This is a genomic window from Streptomyces sp. NPDC001843 (assembly GCF_042891955.1).
GTDB lineage: Bacteria > Actinomycetota > Actinomycetes > Streptomycetales > Streptomycetaceae > Streptomyces.
Window position 1 is genome coordinate 369,194 of record NZ_JBIATQ010000001.1, and the last position, 19,850, is coordinate 389,043.

16 protein-coding genes are annotated in these 19,850 nt (G+C 72.8%); 12 read left to right on the forward strand and 4 right to left on the reverse strand.

Annotated features, from left to right (window positions below):
- Positions 1–26 precede the first annotated feature (26 nt).
- The gene (locus tag ACFYZQ_RS01730; protein ID WP_389140509.1) at positions 27–1,235 is read left to right on the forward strand and encodes a bifunctional adenosylcobinamide kinase/adenosylcobinamide-phosphate guanylyltransferase; all 1,209 of its coding nucleotides are present in this window, start codon (positions 27–29) and stop codon (positions 1,233–1,235) included.
- A 37-nt stretch (positions 1,236–1,272) separates the two neighbouring features.
- On the opposite strand, the gene ACFYZQ_RS01735 is transcribed toward ACFYZQ_RS01730, so the two are convergent.
- Both ACFYZQ_RS01735 and ACFYZQ_RS01740 read right to left on the reverse strand, forming a co-directional pair.
- Entirely contained in the window at positions 1,273–1,587 is a 315-nt protein-coding gene (locus ACFYZQ_RS01735; protein WP_389140511.1) for a DUF6980 family protein, read from the reverse strand.
- Entirely contained in the window at positions 1,584–2,015 is a 432-nt protein-coding gene (locus tag ACFYZQ_RS01740) for a winged helix-turn-helix transcriptional regulator (protein WP_389140513.1), read from the reverse strand. The genes ACFYZQ_RS01735 and ACFYZQ_RS01740 overlap by 4 nt, the downstream gene beginning before the upstream one ends.
- Positions 2,016–2,112: 97 nt before the next feature.
- On the opposite strand from ACFYZQ_RS01740, the gene ACFYZQ_RS01745 reads away from it, so the two are divergent.
- Positions 2,113–2,994, forward strand: a complete 882-nt coding sequence (locus tag ACFYZQ_RS01745) for an NAD(P)-dependent oxidoreductase (protein ID WP_389140515.1) — start codon at positions 2,113–2,115, stop codon at positions 2,992–2,994.
- A 14-nt stretch (positions 2,995–3,008) separates the two neighbouring features.
- Here ACFYZQ_RS01745 and ACFYZQ_RS01750 read toward each other — a convergent pair whose 3' ends face one another.
- Complete coding sequence (locus tag ACFYZQ_RS01750) at positions 3,009–4,007, reverse strand: class I SAM-dependent methyltransferase (protein ID WP_389140517.1); 999 nt, start codon at positions 4,005–4,007, stop codon at positions 3,009–3,011.
- A 133-nt stretch (positions 4,008–4,140) separates the two neighbouring features.
- Here ACFYZQ_RS01750 and cobT point away from each other — a divergent pair, with 133 nt between their 5' ends.
- The 3 genes from cobT (at position 4,141) to ACFYZQ_RS01765 (ending at position 7,882) form a co-directional block, all read left to right on the forward strand.
- Entirely contained in the window at positions 4,141–5,277 is a 1,137-nt protein-coding gene (gene cobT / locus ACFYZQ_RS01755; protein WP_389140519.1) for a nicotinate-nucleotide--dimethylbenzimidazole phosphoribosyltransferase, read from the forward strand.
- Positions 5,278–5,345: 68 nt separating this feature from the next.
- Entirely contained in the window at positions 5,346–7,142 is a 1,797-nt protein-coding gene (locus ACFYZQ_RS01760; RefSeq protein WP_389140521.1) for a phosphatidylglycerol lysyltransferase domain-containing protein, read from the forward strand.
- Positions 7,139–7,882: a hypothetical protein gene (locus tag ACFYZQ_RS01765; protein WP_389140523.1), complete on the forward strand. Its 744-nt coding sequence runs from the start codon at positions 7,139–7,141 to the stop codon at positions 7,880–7,882. Before ACFYZQ_RS01760 ends, ACFYZQ_RS01765 begins: the two co-directional genes overlap by 4 nt.
- On the opposite strand, the gene ACFYZQ_RS01770 is transcribed toward ACFYZQ_RS01765, so the two are convergent.
- The gene (locus ACFYZQ_RS01770; protein ID WP_389140525.1) at positions 7,783–8,550 is read right to left on the reverse strand and encodes a hypothetical protein; all 768 of its coding nucleotides are present in this window, start codon (positions 8,548–8,550) and stop codon (positions 7,783–7,785) included. The genes ACFYZQ_RS01765 and ACFYZQ_RS01770 overlap by 100 nt on opposite strands.
- Before the next feature lie 81 nt (positions 8,551–8,631).
- Between ACFYZQ_RS01770 and ACFYZQ_RS01775 the strand changes: the two genes are divergently transcribed.
- The 7 genes from ACFYZQ_RS01775 to ACFYZQ_RS01805 all read left to right on the forward strand — a co-directional run bounded on the left by ACFYZQ_RS01775 (position 8,632) and on the right by ACFYZQ_RS01805 (position 19,811).
- Entirely contained in the window at positions 8,632–9,417 is a 786-nt protein-coding gene (locus tag ACFYZQ_RS01775) for an adenosylcobinamide-GDP ribazoletransferase (protein ID WP_389140527.1), read from the forward strand.
- Between the two features lie 286 nt (positions 9,418–9,703).
- Complete coding sequence (locus ACFYZQ_RS01780; RefSeq protein ID WP_389140529.1) at positions 9,704–11,251, forward strand: leucyl aminopeptidase; 1,548 nt, start codon at positions 9,704–9,706, stop codon at positions 11,249–11,251.
- A 318-nt stretch (positions 11,252–11,569) separates the two neighbouring features.
- A complete protein-coding gene (lpdA, locus tag ACFYZQ_RS01785; RefSeq protein ID WP_388788325.1) occupies positions 11,570–12,958 on the forward strand; it encodes a dihydrolipoyl dehydrogenase in 1,389 nt (462 codons plus the stop codon).
- 73 nt (positions 12,959–13,031) lie between these two features.
- The gene (gene sucB, locus ACFYZQ_RS01790; RefSeq protein ID WP_389140531.1) at positions 13,032–14,885 is read left to right on the forward strand and encodes a 2-oxoglutarate dehydrogenase, E2 component, dihydrolipoamide succinyltransferase; all 1,854 of its coding nucleotides are present in this window, start codon (positions 13,032–13,034) and stop codon (positions 14,883–14,885) included.
- 202 nt (positions 14,886–15,087) lie between these two features.
- Complete coding sequence (locus ACFYZQ_RS01795; protein WP_389140533.1) at positions 15,088–15,711, forward strand: GntR family transcriptional regulator; 624 nt, start codon at positions 15,088–15,090, stop codon at positions 15,709–15,711.
- 265 nt (positions 15,712–15,976) lie between these two features.
- Positions 15,977–18,727: a pyruvate dehydrogenase (acetyl-transferring), homodimeric type gene (gene aceE, locus ACFYZQ_RS01800; protein ID WP_389140535.1), complete on the forward strand. Its 2,751-nt coding sequence runs from the start codon at positions 15,977–15,979 to the stop codon at positions 18,725–18,727.
- Positions 18,728–18,833: 106 nt separating this feature from the next.
- Complete coding sequence (locus ACFYZQ_RS01805) at positions 18,834–19,811, forward strand: helix-turn-helix transcriptional regulator (RefSeq protein WP_389140537.1); 978 nt, start codon at positions 18,834–18,836, stop codon at positions 19,809–19,811.
- Positions 19,812–19,850 lie beyond the last annotated feature (39 nt).

Here is a 19,850-nt window from a genome sequence, read left to right on the forward strand (position 1 = left end):
CGCGGCGACAAGCGAAAATCAGGTTCGTGGAAGTGACTCTGCTCGGCACCGGTGCCCCCGCGGGCCTGCCCCGCCCCGACTGCCCCTGCGCCGCCTGCGCCACCGCCCTCGGGCCGGACGCGCGGGCCGCCACCGCGCTGCTCGTCGACGGGCTGCTGCTGCTCGACCTGACACCCGGCGCGGCGTTCGCGGCGGCACGGGCCGGGCATTCGCTGGGCGGGGTGCGGCAGGTGGTGCTGTCCCATCCGCACGACGGACCGGCGATCGAGGTGCCGGACGGCCTGCCGCAACCCGTGCGGGTGCCGGACGGCCGGGAGTTGACGCTGCTGACGGGGCATCGGGTGCGGGCGCTGGCGATGGACGCGGGCGGCACCGGGTACGCGGTGACCGGGCCGGACGGGCAGCGGCTGCTGTACCTGCCGCCGGGCAGCGCGCCGGCCGGGCTGGAGAACGGGGCGGTGCACGGCGGGACGTACGACATGGTGCTGGCGGACGTCGTGGGGCGGCCGGACGCGCTGGCCAAGCTGCGGGCGGTGGGCGCGGTGGGGCCGACCACGGACGTCGTCGCCGTCCACCTCGACCACGACGTACCGCCCGGCGCGGAGCTGCGGCGGCGGCTGGCCGCGGCGGGGGCGCGTGCGGTGCCGGACGGGGCGACGCTGGCGGTGGGCGCGTACGAGGACGTGCCGGACGTCCCCCGGCGGACGCTGGTGCTGGGCGGTGCGCGGTCGGGGAAGTCGGTGGAGGCCGAGCGGCGCCTCGAGGCCTTTCCCGACGTGCTGTACGTGGCGACGGGCGGTTCGCGGAACGGGGACACCGAGTGGGCGGCGCGGGTTGCGGCGCACCGGGAGCGGCGGCCGGGTTCCTGGCGTACGGCGGAGACCTGCGACCTGGTGCCGTTGCTAGGGGAGGACGGGCCGCCGTTGCTGATCGACTGTCTGTCGCTGTGGCTGACGGACGCGATGGACTCCGCCGGGGCATGGGACGACGCGGAGTGGGCGTCCGGTGGGGAGCGGGCGCTGCGGGAGCGGGTGCGGGAGCTGACCGCGGCGGTGCGGGGGACGCGGCGGACCGTGGTCGCGGTGTCGAACGAGGTGGGGTCGGGGATCGTGCCGGCGACCTCTTCCGGCCGGCGGTACCGGGACGAGCTGGGGCGGCTGAACGCGGCGTTCGCGAGCGAGTGCGAGCAGGTGGTGCTGGTGGTGGCGGGGCAGGCGGTGGTGCTGCGGGGTTAGGGCGTGTCGCAGCGGTGGCCCGGGAGCTGCCGGCTCGTCACTTCTGGTGCAGCCTGGCCGGCCGGCGGGCGTTCTGGAACTCTGCGGGCAACTCGTCCTCCCCCGGATCGATCCCGCGGCGCTCCAGCTCCTCGAACCACCGGTCCCGCTGCGACTCGGGGAGGCGCCGCCCGCACCAGGGACAGAAGTCGATCGTGATGCTCGACGTGCCGCCGTCGTGGACGATCAGCCCGTACTCCTGGAACCGGGCGCTGAAGTCGACCAGCGCGTCCGGGCAGGCGAAGGGATCGTCGTGCTCGTCGCAGCGCGGGTTCACGCGGTTGGTCATCGTCTCGCAGCAGTGAGTCGTCATGACCTCGGCTCCTCCCTGACCGGCACCGTGACGGCCCGGGCCGGGACGGTGGCGTCGTCGGGGCGGCCGGCGTCGCCGCTCCGGCGGGCTGGAGTGGTCGGCCGCTCGCGTCCCCAGGCGGCCAGCGGCCCAAGGGCGTCGTTGAGGCGCATCCCGTCCTCGGTCAGCGAGTACTCGACACGGGGCGGCACCTCGTCGTAGGAGACGCGGTGCACGACGCCGTCCGCTTCCAGCTCACGCAGGTGAGAGGCCAGCACCTTCTCGGTGATCCCCGGAAGCAGCCGACGCAGCTCGCCGAAGCGACGGCAGGGGTGCTCGTGGAGCGCCCAGAGGATCAGCACCTTCCACTTGCCGCCGATCACCTCCATCGCGGCGTCGATCCCGCAGACGTGTCGCTCCGGTGCGCCCGGCCGGTTCAGCGTCGTCATGCCCGCGCCCTCCTGACGTGCTCGCTCACCCCGGGGTAACCACCCACAACCAAGTGCGTACTTGATCACCTCCGGCCCTGTGACCAGCCTAGTCGGCATGGCACACAACCCTGTTGAGAAGACTCCCGTCACCGTGCTGGGCCTCGGCGCGATGGGCACCGCGCTGGCTCGCACCTGGCTTGCCGCCGGCCACCCGCTCACCGTCTGGAACCGCACCCCGGCCCGGGCGGTGGCACTCGCCGCCGAGGGCGCAAGGGTCGCGGACACCGCCGCCGAGGCGGTCGCGGCGAATTCCCTTACCGTCGTCTGCCTGCTGGACGACACCTCGGTCGACGAGGTGCTGGCCGGCACCGATCTGGCCGGCAGGGACCTGGTCAACCTGACCACCAGCACCCCTGCCCAGGCCCGAGCCCGCGCCGAGTGGGCACGCGAGCGGGGCGCCCGCTACCTGGACGGCGGGATCATGGCCGTCCCACCGATGATCGGCGTCCCGGAAGCCGGCGGCTACGTCTTCTACAGCGGCTCGCGGGAGCTGTTCGAGCGGCACCGGGAGACCCTGGTGGTACCGGTCGGCACCACCTACGTCGGCGAGGACGCGGGCTTCGCGGCCCTGCACGACGTGGCCCTGCTCAGCGCCATGTACGGAATGTTCGCCGGTGCCGCGCACGCCTTCGCCCTGATCCGCAAGGAGGACATCGACCCCGCCTCGCTCGCCCCGCTGCTGGCCGACTGGCTCGTCGCGATGGTCCCGTCGGTCCACCAGACCGCCGACCGACTGCGCAGCGGCGACTACACCAAGGGCGTCGTCTCCAACCTCGCCATGCAGGTGGCCGGCACGCCGACCTTCCTGAGCACCGCCGAGCAGCAGGGCGTCAGCCCGGAACTGCTCAGCCCCTACTTCGAGCTGATGCGCCGCCGCCTGGCCGAGGGCGGCGGCGACGAGGACCTGACGGGTGTGATCGACCTGCTGGTGCGCTGAGCGCGCCGCGGGTTCTACGGTCTGTCCTTGCGGGCGACGAGGCGGTACGCGTTGGAGAAGCGGGTGCGGCGGAGCGCGGGGGCGAGGGTGTGGTCCAGGGCGGAGGCCGCCGCGGCCAGGGGCGTGGCCGCCGCTGTGAGCGCGGGGTGGGCTCGGGCCAGGGCCAGGTGGAGCGCCGCCGACAGGTCGTAGGGGATGTGGGGGGCGCTGCGGTCCGTGACGAGGATCGTGCAGCCCTGGGCCTGGAGTTCCGTGCGGAGGTTGCCCAGGGGCACGAGGTGCAGGTGGCGCGGCTGTCCGTGGGGCAGCCACCACCTGCCGAGCAGGGCGGCGAACACGCTGTGCGGATCGGGGACCTCGACGACGAGGTGGCCGCCGGGGCGCAGGACGGTGAGGGCGGCGCGGAGTTCGGCTCGCGGGTCGGGGGCGTTCGCCAAGTGGTGGAACATGGTGACCACGTCGTAGCGGGAGCGCAGGCGGGCCGGGTTCCCGGGGGTGGACAGGTAGCCGCGGTGGGCCTCCTCGACCCGTCCGGCCAGCAGGGCCTGCTCGACACGGGGCGTCGGGTCCAGGCCGTCGAAGCTGGTGTACGGGAAGAACTCCTTCGCCGCCTCGGGGAAACGGGCGTGTCCCGTGCCCACGTCCAGCCAGCTCTCCGGATCGGGCAGGGCCGACAGCGCGTGGGCGGCGGCGCGGTGCCGGCGGCGGACGGCGCGGGTGCTCAGGACGCGTTCGGTGAACTCCTCCAGGTGTCTTTGGTAGGCGTCCCGGTGGTAGAGGGCGATCCCCTCCGCCGTGAGCCGCGGGTTCTGGAAGACGTGGCCGCAGTCGCGACACTCGTCGACGACGAACGTGCCCGGCCGGTGGCGCAGCGGGTCGGGGGCGCACAGCCGGGTGCGCAGTCGCCGGGAGCCGCACCAGGGGCAGTCCGCGCGGCGCGGTTCCAGGAAGGGGTCCGTGGCCTGCGGGGCGCCCTGGGGGGTCGTCCGCGGGGTGTGGGGCGAGGGCTGCATGGGCGGCTCCCTGTGCGACATTCCGCTGCAAAGCGGAACGTATGGGATGCCGATCTTGGGTGCAAAGACATCGCGCGGGTGTGGTGGCGATGTGGCGCGGAACTGTTCGATCGCTGCCGGTACTGTTCGGCGAATGAGCTCGCTTAATCTCGACGACTTCACCGATCTGATCGAGCGTCCGGACGGGGGCGTACGCCGTGACGCCGAGGCCCGCCGGGAAGGCCGGATCGTGCCGCCCGGGTCCCTGGGTCGCCTCGACGACCTGGGTGAGTGGCTGGCCGCCGCACAGGGTGCCGTGCCGGTCCGGCCGGTCGAACGGCCGCGTGTCGTGCTCTTCGCCGGTGACCACGGCGTCGCCGAACTGGGTGTCTCCGCCCGGCCCGCGGGCAGTGCCGACCGGCTGGTCCGGGCGGTGCTGGAGGGCGCGAGCCCGGCGTCGGTGCTGGCCCGCAGGCTCGGGGTGCCGGTGCGGGTGGTGGACATGGCGCTGGACTGCGAGCCCGAGTCGCTGCCGGCGGAGGTCGTACGGCACCGGGTGCGGCGCGGCAGCGGACGCATCGACGTCGAGGACGCGCTGACCTTGGAGGAGGCCGAGGCGGCCTTCCGGGCGGGTGTCGCCGTGGCCGACGAGGAGGCCGACTCCGGTACGGACCTGGTGGTGCTCGGCGATGTGAGCGTCGGCGGGACCACAGCGGCCTCGGTGCTGGTGGCCGCGCTGTGCGGGACGGACGCGTCGGTGGTGACCGGGCGGGGCGGCGAGCCGATCGACGACCTGGCGTGGATGCGCAAGTGCGCCGCGATCCGGGACGCGCTGCGGCGGGCGCGGCCGGTGCTCGGCGACCAGTTGCAGCTGCTGGCGACGGTGGGCGGGGCCGACCTGGCGGCGATGACCGGGTTCCTGCTGCAGGCCGCGGTACGCAAGCTGCCGGTGATCCTGGACGGGGTGGTGGCGGCCGCGAGCGCGCTGGTCGCGCAGCGGATCGCGTTCCGGGCGCCGGACTGGTGGCTGGCCGGGCACGACAGCGGGGAGCCGGGGCAGGCGAAGGCGCTGGACCGGATGGCGCTGGAGCCGCTGCTCGAGCAGGGCGTGACCGTCGGGGAGGGAGCGGGGGCGCTGCTCGCCCTGCCGCTGGTCCAGGCGGCGGCCGCGCTGGCGGCGGAGCTTCCCGCGCGGGAGCCGGAGGAGAAGGCCGAGGAGAAGGCCGGGGAGAAGGAGTCCGACGGGCTCGGGGCCGGGCAGGTCGAGGCCGGGCCCGAGCGGGCGGAGTAACCGGCGGGAGGGCGGTCCGGCCGGGAAAGACACGGTTCGCCGCAGCGGCACCCATATGATCCTCCATCATGGGAGATGCCCGAATTGCCGCGGACCAGCAGGCCACCCCGGACCGGCCGGGTGAGAACGGGCGGCGGTCCACCGGGGCGTCCCGGCGGGCCGCGGCCCTCGCCGTCTGGTACCTGCGCGCGGTCGCCTTCGTCAACTTCCTCAGCGCCGTCTGGGTCTCCCTGGGTCAGGACGTGCGGCGGCACAACCAGGAGAACCTGTTCACGCCGTACCTGCTGACGGCCGGCTTCGCCTCGGGCGTGTTCACCACGTTCCTGGCGATCACCATGCGGCGCCGCAAGCGGGCCGCGTGGATCCTGAACCTGGTGCTCAGCGGCCTGTTCCTGGCCCTGTTCGCGTTCGCCATGGCGTTCCCGGAGATCCAGCGGTACGCGCAGAACTGGATCTCCCTGTTCCTGTCGGCCGCCTTCGTCGGCGCGCTGCTGGTGGGCCGCCGGGAGTTCTACGCCAAGGGCGACCGGTCCAACCCCAAGCTGGCCGTCACGGTCGCGGTCGGGGGCGGGATCGTCGCCTCGGTTCTGGCCGCGCTGCTGGTCACGGCCACCAACCAGGCCCCGGACGCCGGGCGTTCGACGTTCGCCGAGCGCTGGCACTACGGCACGCTCCGCCTGATCTCGGTCGCCGCCGACGAGGCGCGGTTCCCGGGGATCACCTCCCCGAACTGGGTCAACGTCGTCATCAACGTGATGAGCACGCTCCTCGTCCTGGCCGTGCTCTACGCCGCCTTCCGCTCCCGACGTGCCGTGGACCCGCTCACCGAGGACGACGAGAAACGGCTGCGGGCACTGCTGGACCGGCACGGCGAGCGGGACTCGCTCGGCTACTTCGCGCTGCGCCGGGAGAAGAGCGTGGTGTGGTCGCCGACCGGGAAGGCGGCGGTGGCCTACCGCGTGGTGGGCGGGGTGTCGCTGGCCTCCGGGGATCCGATCGGCGACCCGGAGGCCTGGCCGGGCGCGATCGTGCCGTGGCTGACCCAGGCGCGCGAGCACGGCTGGATCCCGGCCGTGATGGGGGCCGGCGAGGAGGCGGGCATCGTGTACGCGCGGCACGGCCTCGACGCGCTGGAGCTCGGCGACGAGGCGATCGTGGAGGTCGCCGACTTCACCCTGGAGGGGCGGGCCATGCGGACCGTCCGGCAGGCGTACAACCGGGTGCGGCGGGCCGGGTACACGGTGCGCATCCGGCGGCACGAGGACATCCCCGTCGATGACATGGCGTACCTGCTGCGGCGGGCGGACGACTGGCGCGACGGGGCGACCGAGCGCGGGTTCAGCATGGCGCTGGGGCGGCTCGGCGACCCCGGGGACGGGCAGTGCGTGATGCTCGAGTGCGCGGACGCGCGGGGCGAGTTGCGGGCGCTGCTGTCCTTCGTCCCCTGGGGGCCGCACGGCCTGTCCCTGGACCTCATGCGGCGCGACCGGGACTCGGACAACGGGCTGATGGAGTTCATGGTCATCGAACTCCTGCGCCGGGCCGCCGAAATCGGGATCACCCAGGTCTCACTCAACTTCGCCATGTTCCGTTCCGTCTTCGAACGTGGCGCACGCCTCGGCGCCGGGCCGGTGCTGAGGCTGTGGCGGTCGCTGCTCAGCTTCTTCTCCCGCTGGTGGCAGATCGAGTCGCTGTACCGCGCCAACGCGAAGTACCGGCCCATCTGGGAGCCCCGGTTCCTGCTCTTCGAGAAGAGCGCGGACCTGCTGCGCATCGGCCTCGCGTCGGCGCGGGCGGAGGGGTTCCTGGAAGCGCCGGGGTTGCCGAAGTGGTTACACCGGAAGCACTTGGAGGGCCGCAGATGAACCCGCTCGCCCGCTGGGTCCGCGTCGAATGGGGGCTGCTGTACGCCACCGTGCGCGAGCCGCTGCTGAAGCGGCGTCTGCGGGCGGTCCCGATGACGGTCGGGGCGGTGTGTCTGACGGCGGCGGTGCAGCTGGTGCAGAACCGGTCCTGGGGCTGCCGGCCGATACAGTCCGTGGGGGCCGTACGGGCGGCGGACCCCGTGTGGCTGGCGCTGCTGCGGACTCCGCTCTCCTTGTTCGTGCCGGCGCTGGACCTGCCGGTGTGGGGCGCGCTCGTCCAGATCCTGTTCGTGTTCGGCCTCGCCGAGATCTGTCTGGGCCGGCGGCGGACGCTGGCCATCGCGTACGTGGCCACGCTCGCCGGCACGCTGTACGCGCGCGTCGGCATCGCGCTGGGCCCGCACCACCTGCTGGGCTTACCCCCCACGGACGCCCAGGTCGTGGACACCGGCCCGTCGGCGGCCGTGGTGGGCCTCGCCGTGTACCTGGGGTGGCGCTACGGCGCGTACGTCACGGCGGGTGGCGTGGCCGCCGCGATGCTGGCGGAGGTCCTGGCGAAGGAGAACCTGGCGGGCAGGGAACACCTGGCGGCCCTGGCGGGCGTGGGGCTGCTGTGCGCGGCGGAGACCCTGCGGGAGGGTCAGCGCCGGTCAGGCACCCTCGACGGCGTCGGGTCCGGCCTTCCGCCGATCCAGTCCTGGAAGGCGAGACCCGGGCGCAGCCAGCGCCGGTCGTGGTGATAGTCCCGCAGTATCGAGCGGGCACGCGCCCGCGGTCGGCGGCGGTACAGGCGGCGGGCCCAGTAGGAGCCGGGCCGGGCCAGGCGCACCGCGCCGACCAGTGCGACGACCGGGACGATCACGCCGAAGATCGCGGTGCGGAGCTTGCCCTTGGTCAGGGCGACGAGGGAGAGGAGGAAGTTCCCGGCCACGGTGGAGATGACGGTGCCGCGGTCCTGGAGTTCGCCCTCGGTGAGGTCGTTGACGCCGAACGGGGAGAAGCCGACGAGGATCAGGCCGACGAGGGCGGCGGTGAGGACGACGACCTCGACGCTCTTGCGGCCGTCCTCGGTCCAGTAGACGTCATGGAGGTGCAGGATCAGCGCGAACTCGTCCAGGACGAGTCCCGCGCCGATGCCGAAGACGACGGCGAAGAGCCCTCCGCCGAAGGCGTGCCGGTCGCTGGCGACCAGCCCGAAACCGCCGACCACGGTGAGGACGACCCCGGGCACCACATGGTGGATGTGCAGCCCGCCCGCCCCCGTGACGTTGCCGAACGGCCCCTTGCCCGCCCGGATCAGGCGGGTGATCACGCGGGTGACCACGAAGGTCAGGACGAAGGCGCCGAGGGCGAGGAGCAGCGGCAGCTTGCCCGGCTCGACGATGTTCCGGTACCACCAATGTCCCATATGCGCACTTTAGCCCCGGGGTCGTGCCCGCCCGCGGGAGCGGCCGTACCGGCCCGTCCGAGCGCCGGGTAGCCTGCGCCGGTGCTCAAGACCCCCTGGCCGGACGGCCTGCGCTTCGCCTTCGGCACCCTCACCGTGCTCCCGGTCCGGGTGACCCGCTGGGATCGGGAGGCGGCGCGCGGCGGCATGCTGTGCGCCCCCTTGGCCGGCCTGGTGGTCGGGGCGTGCTCAGCCGCACTCGGTCTGCTGCTGCTCCTCCTCGGCGCGGGCCCGCTGCTCGCCGCCGTCGCCACCGCCGCCGTACCCGCCGCGCTCACCCGGGGCCTGCATCTCGACGGGCTGGCCGACACCGCGGACGGGCTGGGCAGCGGCAAGCCCGCCGAGGACGCGCTGCGGATCATGAAGCAGTCGGACATCGGGCCGTTCGGCGTGCTCACGCTGGTCTTCGCGCTCCTGGCCCAGGTGGCCGCGCTCGCCCAGGCCTACGGCGGCTCATGGGCGCGGGGCGCGCTCGCCGCCGTCGTCTCGGCCACGGCGGCCCGGCTGGCACTGACCCTCGCCGCCCGCCACGGGGTGCCGGCGGCCCGGCCGGAGGGGCTCGGGGCCGCGGTCGCCGGGGTGGTGCCGACCGGGGGCGCCCTGGCCGTCGCGGCCGGCGTCGTCACGCTGGCCGGGGCGGCGGGCGCCCTCCTCGACGCCTTCGACATCGCCCGCGCCGCGCTGGCCGTGGCAGGCGCCGTCGCGGTCGCCGAACTCCTGCTCCGGCACTGCACACGCCGCTTCGGCGGAGTCACCGGCGACGTGTTCGGCGCGCTGGCGGAGACCGCGGCGACAACGGCGCTCGTCGTCCTCGCCCTGGGCCGCTGATCGAAGGTCAGTTCCCGGCCGCGCCCAGGACCGAGGGCGAGTCGGCCGCGGGCCGATGCCGTCGACGGCCGTGTGGTAAACCCGGGGGGACCGGGCCGTGTACACCCGCAGGAATGAGTGAACGCGACGACGCGCGTAGGCTCGTCCCGGGTGTTCGCCGACAGGGTGAAGGCCCCGGTCGCAACGCGCCTCCCCAGCTCGGTGCCAGGGCGGTCGCTCCCCGGGCCCGGTCGACCCACCCGCATCGGCCACAGAACTTACATATCGGAAGCGAGATTTCACCACCGTGACTGCTCTCACTCTCAGCACCGCCGCGGTGCCCGGCCTGCGGGCCGACGCGATCGTGATCGGTGTCGCCAAGGGCACTGCGCCCAAGTCTGGGGACCTCGTCGTCGCGCCGGGCGCCGAGGCCGTGGACAAGGCGTACGACGGCAGGCTCGCCGACGTCCTGGACACCCTCGGTGCCTCGGGTGCCGAGGGCGAGCTGACGAAGCTGCCCGCCCCGGCCGGCTTCAAGACGCCGCTCGTCGTGGCGGTGGGCCTGGGGGCGGCGCCGGACAAGGACGGCTGGTACGACGCCGAGACCCTTCGCCGGGCCGCCGGTGTGGCCGCGCGTGCCCTCGGCGGTGCGAAGAAGGCCGCCTTCGCGCTGCCCGTCGGCGACGCCGGCGACATCGGCGCGATCGCGGAGGGCGTGCTGCTCGGCGCGTACTCCTTCGACGCGTACAAGGACAACGGCAAGGCCGACCGGTCGTCGAAGGCGAAGAACGGCAAGGGTCCCCTCGCCGAGGCGACGCTGCTCGGCGGCAAGCCGCGGGACGCGGCCCACAAGGGTGCCGTGGCACGTGCCGCCGCCGTCGCCGAGGAGCTCAACCGGGCCCGCGACCTGATCAACATGCCGCCGAACGACCTCACCCCCGAGGCGTTCGCCCAGGTCGCCGTGGCGGCGGCCAAGGAGCACGGCCTCAAGGTGCAGGTGCTCGACGAGAAGGCCCTGACCAAGGGCGGCTACGGCGGCATCCTCGGCGTCGGCGGCGGCTCGGCGGCCACGCCGCGCCTGGTGAAGCTGTCGTACACGTCCTCGAAGGCGAAGAAGCACCTGGCCCTCGTCGGCAAGGGCATCACGTACGACTCGGGCGGCATCTCGCTCAAGCCCGCCGGTCACAACGAGACGATGAAGTGCGACATGAGCGGCGCCGCCGCCGTGTTCGCCGCCGTCGTCGCCGCCGCCCGGCTGGGCCTGGAGGTCAACGTCACCGGCTGGCTGGCGCTCGCCGAGAACATGCCGTCGGGCACCGCGGTCCGCCCCGGTGACGTGCTGCGCATGTACAGCGGGAAGACCGTCGAGGTCCTCAACACCGACGCCGAGGGCCGCCTGGTCCTCGCCGACGCGCTGTGGGCGGCCTCGCTGGAGAAGCCGGACGCGATCGTCGACGTGGCGACGCTGACCGGTGCGATGGTGCTGGCGCTGGGCAACCGGACCTTCGGTGTCATGGCCAACGACGACGCGTTCCGCGCGGCGATCGTCGAGGCCGCCGAGGAGGTCGGCGAGGCGTCCTGGCCGATGCCGCTGCCGGAGCACCTGCGCAAGGGCATGGACTCCCCCACCGCCGACATCGCCAACATGGGCGAGCGGATGGGCGGCGGCCTGGTCGCCGGTCTCTTCCTGCGCGAGTTCGTCGGCGAGGGCATCACCTGGGCCCACCTCGACATCGCCGGCCCGGCCTTCAACGAGCAGGGGCCCTTCGGGTACACGCCCAAGGGCGGCACGGGCTCGGGTGTGCGGACGCTGGTGCGCTTGGCCGAGCTGGCGGCTTCGGGCGACCTCGGCTGATCCCCCGGGCGCGGGGGCTGCGGCGCCTTTCAGCTCGGTCCGCTCTGCCGTACGGCGACTGCGGGCCGTGGGTGGCCGGTCGCGCAGTTCCCCGCGCCCCTCGGGGCTGCGCCCCCGAGGGGCGCGCCTCCACCCCGTGCACATCTGAACGTGGGACGTCTCACACACCGGCCCGGCGTCTCGGACACGACTGACAAGTGCGAAGATGGGGCTCGGCAGGACAGGGCCCCCACCACAGGGCCGAAGAAGAGCGGCCGGACACCAGCCGCCGACCGGTCACCGACGACCGGCGTGGCGCACATGCATGGAGGACGTGACGTGGCGAACGACGCCAGCACCGTTTTCGACCTAGTGATCCTCGGCGGTGGTAGCGGTGGTTACGCCGCGGCCCTGCGCGGAGCGCAGCTGGGCCTGGACGTCGCCCTGATCGAGAAGGACAAGGTCGGCGGCACCTGCCTGCACCGGGGCTGCATCCCCACCAAGGCCCTGCTGCACGCGGGCGAGATCGCCGACCAGGCCCGCGAGAGCGAGCAGTTCGGCGTCAAGGCCACCCTCGAGGGCATCGACATCGCCGGGGTCCACAAGTACAAGGACGGCGTGATCTCCGGCCTGTACAAGGGCCTGCAGGGCCTCGTCGCCTCCCGCAAGGTGACCTACATCGAGGGTGAGGGCCGGCTGTCCTCCCCGACCTCCGTCGACGTGAACGGTCAGCGCGTCCAGGGCCGTCACGTCCTGCTGGCGACCGGCTCCGTGCCGAAGTCGCTGCCGGGCCTGGAGATCGACGGCGACCGCATCATCTCCTCCGACCACGCCCTCGTCCTGGACCGGGTGCCGAAGTCGGCGATCATCCTGGGCGGCGGTGTCATCGGCGTCGAGTTCGCCTCGGCGTGGAAGTCCTTCGGCTCGGACGTCACGGTCATCGAGGGCCTGAAGCACCTGGTCCCGGTCGAGGACGAGAACTCCTCCAAGCTCCTCGAGCGCGCGTTCCGCAAGCGCGGCATCAAGTTCAACCTGGGCACCTTCTTCCAGAAGGCCGAGTACACCCAGGACGGCGTCAAGGTCACCCTCGCCGACGGCAAGGAGTTCGAGGCGGAGATCCTCCTCGTCGCCGTCGGCCGCGGCCCGGTCTCGCAGGGCCTGGGCTACGAGGAGCAGGGTGTCGCCATGGACCGCGGCTACGTCCTGGTCGACGAGTACATGCGGACGAACGTCCCGACCATCTCCGCCGTCGGTGACCTGGTCCCGACGCTGCAGCTCGCGCACGTCGGCTTCGCCGAGGGCATTCTGGTGGCGGAGCGTCTGGCCGGTCTCAAGACCGTCCCGATCGACTACGACGGTGTCCCGCGGGTCACCTACTGCCACCCAGAGGTCGCCTCCGTCGGCATCACCGAGGCCAAGGCCAAGGAGATCTACGGCGCGGACAAGGTCGTCGCTCTGAAGTACAACCTGGCGGGCAACGGCAGGAGCAAGATCCTGAACACCTCGGGCGAGATCAAGCTCGTCCAGGTGAAGGACGGTGCCGTGGTCGGCGTCCACATGGTCGGCGACCGCATGGGCGAGCAGGTCGGCGAGGCCCAGCTGATCTACAACTGGGAGGCGCTGCCGGCCGAGGTGGCCCAGCTCATCCACGCCCACCCGACGCAGAACGAGGCGCTCGGCGAGGCCCACCTGGCCCTGGCCGGCAAGCCCCTCCACTCCCACGACTGAGCCTTCGGTCAACGGGCGCGCGACAACTCGCGACGACACAGACTTCCGCAATTCGTTAGGAGCAACCGAAACCATGGCGGTTTCCGTAACCCTTCCGGCGCTCGGTGAGAGCGTCACCGAGGGCACTGTCACCCGCTGGCTGAAGGCCGAGGGCGAACGCGTCGAGGCCGACGAGCCGCTGCTCGAGGTCTCGACCGACAAGGTCGACACCGAGATCCCCTCGCCCGCCGCCGGTGTGCTGGCCTCCATCAAGGTCGCCGAGGACGAGACCGTCGAGGTCGGCGCCGAGCTGGCCGTCATCGACGACGGCACCGGGGCCCCCGCTGCCGCTCCGGCCCCGGCCGCCGAGTCCGCCCCGGCCGCCGAGCCGGCGCCGACCCCCACGGCCGCTCCGGCCGCCCAGACCCCGGCCGCCCCCTCGACCGAGCAGGCCGCCCCGGCTCCTGCCCCGACCGCCGAGGCCACCGCCGGTGCCTCCGGTGCCGAGGGCACGGACGTGGTCCTGCCCGCGCTCGGTGAGTCCGTCACCGAGGGCACCGTCACCCGCTGGCTGAAGGAGGTCGGCGAGTCCGTCGAGGCCGACGAGCCGCTGCTCGAGGTCTCCACGGACAAGGTCGACACCGAGATCCCGGCGCCCACCTCCGGTGTGCTGCTGGAGATCGTGGTCGGCGAGGACGAGACCGCCGAGGTCGGCGCCAAGCTCGCCGTCATCGGCGCCCCGGGTGCCACCCCGGCCGCCGCTCCGGCTCCGGCCGCCCCGGCCCCGGCGCCCGCCGCCGAGGCCCCGGCTCCCGCCCCGGCCGCTCCGGCGCCCGCGCCCACTCCGGCCGCCCCGGCCCCGCAGGCGCCCACGGCTCCGGCCCCGCAGCAGGAGACCACCCCGGCCCCCGAGCCGGTGCCCTCCGCTCCGGCGCCCGCTCCCGCCCCGGCTCCGGCTCCGGTGACCCCGGCCACCGCGCCCACCGCGCCGACCGCCACCCAGGCGACCGACGAGGGCGCCTACGTGACGCCGCTGGTGCGCAAGCTCGCCGCCGAGAACGGCGTCGACCTGGCCACCGTCAAGGGCACCGGCGTCGGCGGCCGCATCCGCAAGCAGGACGTCATCACCGCCGCCGAGGCCGCGAAGGCCGCCGCCGCTGCCCCGGCCCCGGCCCCGGCCGCTGCCGCCGCTCCGGCCAAGAAGGCCCCGGCGCTCGAGGTCTCCCCGCTGCGCGGTCAGACCGTGAAGATGCCGCGGATCCGCAAGGTCATCGGCGACAACATGGTCAAGGCCCTGCACGAGCAGGCCCAGCTGTCCTCGGTCGTCGAGGTCGACGTCACCCGTCTGATGAAGCTGCGCGCCAAGGCGAAGGACTCCTTCGCGGCCCGCGAGGGCGTCAAGCTCTCCCCGATGCCGTTCTTCGTCAAGGCCGCGGCGCAGGCGCTGAAGGCCCACCCGGTCATCAACGCCAAGATCAACGAGGCCGAGGGCACGATCACCTACTTCGACTCCGAGAACGTCGGAATCGCGGTGGACTCCGAGAAGGGCCTGATGACCCCGGTCATCAAGCACGCGGGCGACCTCAACATCGCCGGCATCGCCAAGGCCACGGCGGAGCTGGCGGGCAAGGTCCGCGCCAACAAGATCACCCCGGACGAGCTGTCCGGCGCGACCTTCACCATCTCCAACACCGGCTCCCGTGGCGCGCTGTTCGACACGATCATCGTGCCGCCGGGCCAGGTCGCGATCCTCGGCATCGGCGCCACGGTCAAGCGTCCGGCCGTCATCGAGACCGAGGAGGGCACGGTCATCGGCGTCCGCGACATGACGTACCTGACCCTCTCCTACGACCACCGCCTGGTGGACGGCGCCGACGCCGCCCGCTACCTGACGGCGGTCAAGGCGATCCTGGAGGCAGGCGAGTTCGAGGTCGAGCTCGGCCTCTGACTCTCCTGATCAGGCAGTGCGGCACCCCGTCCGGGTCCTCCCGGGCGGGGTGTTCGTGTTTGTCGGGGTGCTCACCGTGTAAGGCTCGTCTCACCTGCGCAAAAGCGCCCCCATGCGACCTACCCGCGGAGCGAACCCGCCGTATTGTCTAATCGTCGAAGCCCCCGGGGGCCGCAGGACGGCCCCTCCCTAAGGAGCCCCCATGACCGCGCCCGTCGTCCACTCGCTGCGCGAGCAGATCCGCGAGCACATCGTGGAGGGGATCGTCAGCGGGCGCTGGCAGCCGGGCGAGCGGATCGTCGAGCGGCGGATCGCCACGGAGCTGGAGGTCAGCCAGACCCCCGTACGGGAGGCCCTGCGCGAGCTGGAATCGCTGCGCCTGATCGAGTCCGCGCCGAACAAGGGCGTACGGGTGCGCAATCTGACCGCGGCCGACCTGGAGGAGAGCTACCCGGTCCGGGCCGGGCTGGAGGCCATAGCGGCGGAACTGGCGGCCGGCCGGCTCGCCGAGGACTGCTCGGCCCTGGAGCCGCATGTCATCGCGCTCTACGACGCCGACCGCAACGCCGACGGCACGGGTCAGGTCCGCCACACGGTGGGCTTCCACCGTGAGTTGGTCCGGGCGGCGGGCAACTCGGTACTGCTGCACACCTGGGAGGGCCTCGGCATCGAGGTGTTCACCGCCCTCTCCATCCGCTGGCTGGGCACGGTCCAGCAGTCGTACGCGGAGGAGCACGAGGAGCTGGTGCAGGCCTTCAAGCGACGGGACCCGCGGATCGCGGAGCTGGTGAAGGCCCACGTGCTGGGCTGCGCTCCGCGCGCTTGAACCGCAGTCGAGCATCCCTGCGCTCACCTGCGAAAACGCCTCCCAGCGGCGACACTCGGTGCCCCTACTGAAGGCACCGCGTGCCGACTTTCTCGTAATCAAGAGGTTTTGCCACTCAACCCTTTGATCGATCATCGATCAGGGAGTTACAGTCCTCGACGGGCTTCCACCCCCGAAGCCTTCAGCCCTGTCCTGCCAAAGACCAAGGGCACCCCCGAACCCTTCACCGATGAGGGAACCCCCTTCGACTGAGGAAGGCGGCGACATGACCGACCCCAACGCCATCCAGCCGAGCGCGCTCGACCAGCTCCCGGACCGCGACCCGGAGGAGACCGCCGAGTGGCAGGCCTCCCTGGACGCCGTGGCCAGGGAGGCCGGGCCGCACCGCGCCGCGTACCTGATGCGGCGCACGCTGGAGCGTGCCGAGGCGGGCGGTGTCGCGCTGCCGAAGCTCCTCGAGACGGACTACGTCAACACCATCCCGACCGCCGCCGAACCGGCCGTCCCCGGTGACGAGGCGATGGAGTCCCGGATCACCGCGTGGAACCGCTGGAACGCGGCCGCCATGGTGACCCGGGGCAGCAAGCACGGCGTCGGCGGCCACATCGCCACCTTCGCCTCGGCGGCCTGGCTGTACGAGACCGGCTTCAACCACTTCTTCAAGGGCAAGGAGTCCGGCGACGCCACGGGCTCGGGCGACCAGCTCTACATCCAGGGCCACGCCTCCCCCGGTATCTACGCCCGCGCCTTCCTCGACGGCCGGCTGACCGAACAGCACCTGGACAACTTCCGTCAGGAGGCCGGCGGCAACGGCCTCCCGTCGTACCCGCACCCGCGGCGCCTGCCCTGGCTGTGGGAGTTCCCGACGGTGAGCATGGGCCTCGGGCCGCTCTCCGCCATCTACCAGGCCCGCTTCAACCGCTATCTGACGGCGCGCGGCATCAAGGACGTCTCCTCGTCCCACGTCTGGGCCTTCCTCGGCGACGGCGAGATGGACGAGCCGGAGTCCACGGCGGCGCTCGCGCTGGCCTCCCGTGAGGGCCTCGACAACCTCACCTTCGTCATCAACTGCAACCTGCAGCGCCTCGACGGCCCGGTCCGCGCCAACTTCAAGATCGTGCAGGAGCTGGAGGCCCAGTTCCGCGGCGCCGGCTGGAACGTCGTCAAGACCCTGTGGGGCTCGGCGTGGGACGAGCTGTTCCAGCTCGACACCACGGGCGCGCTCGTGCGCCGGCTCCGCGAGGTGCCGGACGCCCAGGTGCAGACGTACCAGACGCGTGACGCGGCCTACATCCGCCAGGACTTCTTCGGCAAGGACCCGGCGCTCGTCGAGATGGCGAAGCTGCTGAGCGACGACAAGATCCTCGAGTGCTTCCACCTCTCGCGCGGCGGTCACGAGGCCCGCAAGGTCTACGCCGCGTACAAGGCGGCCGTCGAGCACAAGGGCGCGCCGACCGTGATCCTGGCCCAGACGGTCAAGGGCCACACTCTCGGCGCGGGCTTCGCCTCGAAGAACGCCAACCACCAGATGAAGAAGCTGACGGTGGACGAGTTCAAGGCGATGCGCGACCTGCTCGACCTGCCGATCAAGGACAGCGACTTCACCGACGGAGTGGTCCCCTACGGCCACCCCGGCGCCGACTCCCCCGAGGTCCGCTACCTCCAGGAGCGCCGTGCGGCCCTCGGCGGCCTGGCCCCGGCCCGCCGTGTCCACCCGCTCGCGCCCCTGCCCGCCCCCGCCGAGAAGGCCTTCGCCTCCTTCGACAAGGGCTCCGGCTCCCAGAACGTGGCGACCACCATGGCCTTCGTCCGCCTGGTCAAGGATCTGGTCCGCGACAAGGAGACCGGTAAGCGCTGGGTGCCGATCGTCCCCGACGAGGCGCGCACCTTCGGCATGGAGAGCCTCTTCCCGTCCCTCGGCATCTACTCGCCCAAGGGCCAGACGTACGAGCCGGTCGACCGCGACCAGCTCATGTACTACAAGGAGGCCCAGAACGGCCAGATCCTCAACGAGGGGATCACCGAGGCCGGTTCGATGGCCGACTTCATCGCCGCTTCGACGTCGTACGCGACGCACGGCGAAGCGATGATCCCGTTCTACATCTTCTACTCGATGTTCGGCTGGCAGCGCACCGCCGACCAGATGTGGCAGCTCGGCGACCAGCTCGGCCGCGGCTTCCTCGTCGGCGCGACGGCGGGCCGCACCACACTGACCGGCGAGGGCCTGCAGCACGCCGACGGCCACTCCCCGGTGATCGCGGCGACGAACCCGGCGGCGCTGACGTACGACCCGGCGTTCGCGTACGAGGTCGCGGCGATCGTGAAGGACGGTCTGCGCCGCATGTACGGCGAGGCGGCCCCGGGTGAGGACCCGAACGTCTTCTACTACCTGACCGTCTACAACGAGCCCCTGCCGCAGCCGGCCAAGCCGTCGGTCCCCGGCATCGACGAGGGCATCGTCAAGGGCCTGTACCGCTTCAACACGGCCGAGTCGGCGGGCATCACCCCGGCCTCCCCCAAACTCTCGGCTTCGCTCGAGCCCGGGGGGACCCCCACCGCCCCCCGCATCCAGCTGCTGGGTTCCGGCACGGCGATCCACTGGGCGCTGAAGGCGCAGACGCTGCTCGCCGAGGACTGGGGCGTGGCGGCGGACGTCTGGTCGGCCACCTCCTGGACGGAGCTGCGCCGCGACGCGCTCGAGGCCGACGCGGCCCTGCTGCGCGGCGAGGAGCGGGTGCCGTACGTCCGCCAGGTGCTGCAGGGCGCCGAGGGCCCGGTGCTCGCGGTCTCCGACTACATGCGCCAGGTCCCCGACCAGATCGCGCAGTGGGTCGAGCAGGACTGGTCCTCGCTGGGCGCCGACGGCTTCGGTCTCTCGGACACCCGTGAGGCGGCCCGCCGCCACTTCGGCGTCGACGCGGAGTCGATCGTCGTCGCGGCCCTCGCCCAGCTCGCGAAGCGCGGCGAGGTCAAGGCGACGGCGGTGAAGGAAGCGCGGGAGAAGTACAGCCTGTAGCCAGTACGGCCCGTAGGCCGTCGCTGGACAAGAGGGGCACGGCGTGGTCGCCGTGCCCCTCTCGCTGTCCGTGGGCGCTGTCGGTGCCCTCCGGCATCATGAACGCATGCGTGCCGCCCGCCTGATCAAGATGGTGCTCCTGCTCCAGTCCCGTCCGGCCATGACCGCCGCCGAACTCGCCCGCGAGCTGGAGGTGTCGGAGCGGACGGTCACGCGGGACGCGCAGGCGCTGTCGGAGGCGGGGGTGCCGGTGTACGCGGACCGGGGCCGGGCCGGGGGCTACCGGCTGATCGGCGGCTACCGGACCCGGCTGACGGGCCTGGCCCGGACCGAGGCGGAGGCGCTGTTCCTGTCCGGCGTACCGGGGGCGCTCAGGGAGATGGGCCTGGAGGACGTGGCCTCGGCTGCCCGGCTGAAGGTGTCGGCGGCCCTGCTGCCCTCCCTGCGGGACGCCCCGCGCACGGCGGCGCAGCGCTTCCACATGGACGCGCCGGCCTGGTTCCGCGAGCCGGAGACACCGGCGCTGCTGCCCGTGATCGCCGAGGCGGTGTGGGACGACCGCCGTGTGACGGCGCGCTACCGGCGGGACGGTACGGAGGTGGAGCGGGCGCTGGAGCCGTACGGGCTGGTGCTGAAGGCGGGCGTCTGGTATTTGTGCGCGCGGATCCCCGAGGCCGGCGCCTTCCGCACGTACCGCATGGACCGCTTCACCGCCGCCGAGCCCTCGCAGACCCGCTTCGACCGGGACGAGGAGTTCGACCTCCCCGGTCACTGGGCGGAGCAGGCGGAGAGGTTCGCCCGCTCCATCCTGCGGGCCGAGGTGACGGTCCGGCTGTCGGCGGAGGGGATGCGGAGGCTGCCGTACGCGGTCGATCCGGTGTCCGTGCGGGACGCGACGCCGGTCGCGGGCGCGGCGGACGACGACGGCTGGGTGACGCTGACCCTGCGGGTGGAGTCCGAGGAGGTGGCGCACACCCAGCTCACCGCGCTCGGCCCGGAGGTGCAGGTGCTGGCGCCTCAGGCACTGCGGGCGCGTTTCGCACTGGACGCGAGGCGGCTGGCCGCGCTGTACTCCTGTCCGTAGCGATCCACCGCACTCCGCGTGCGTCCCTGTGCCGGAGGG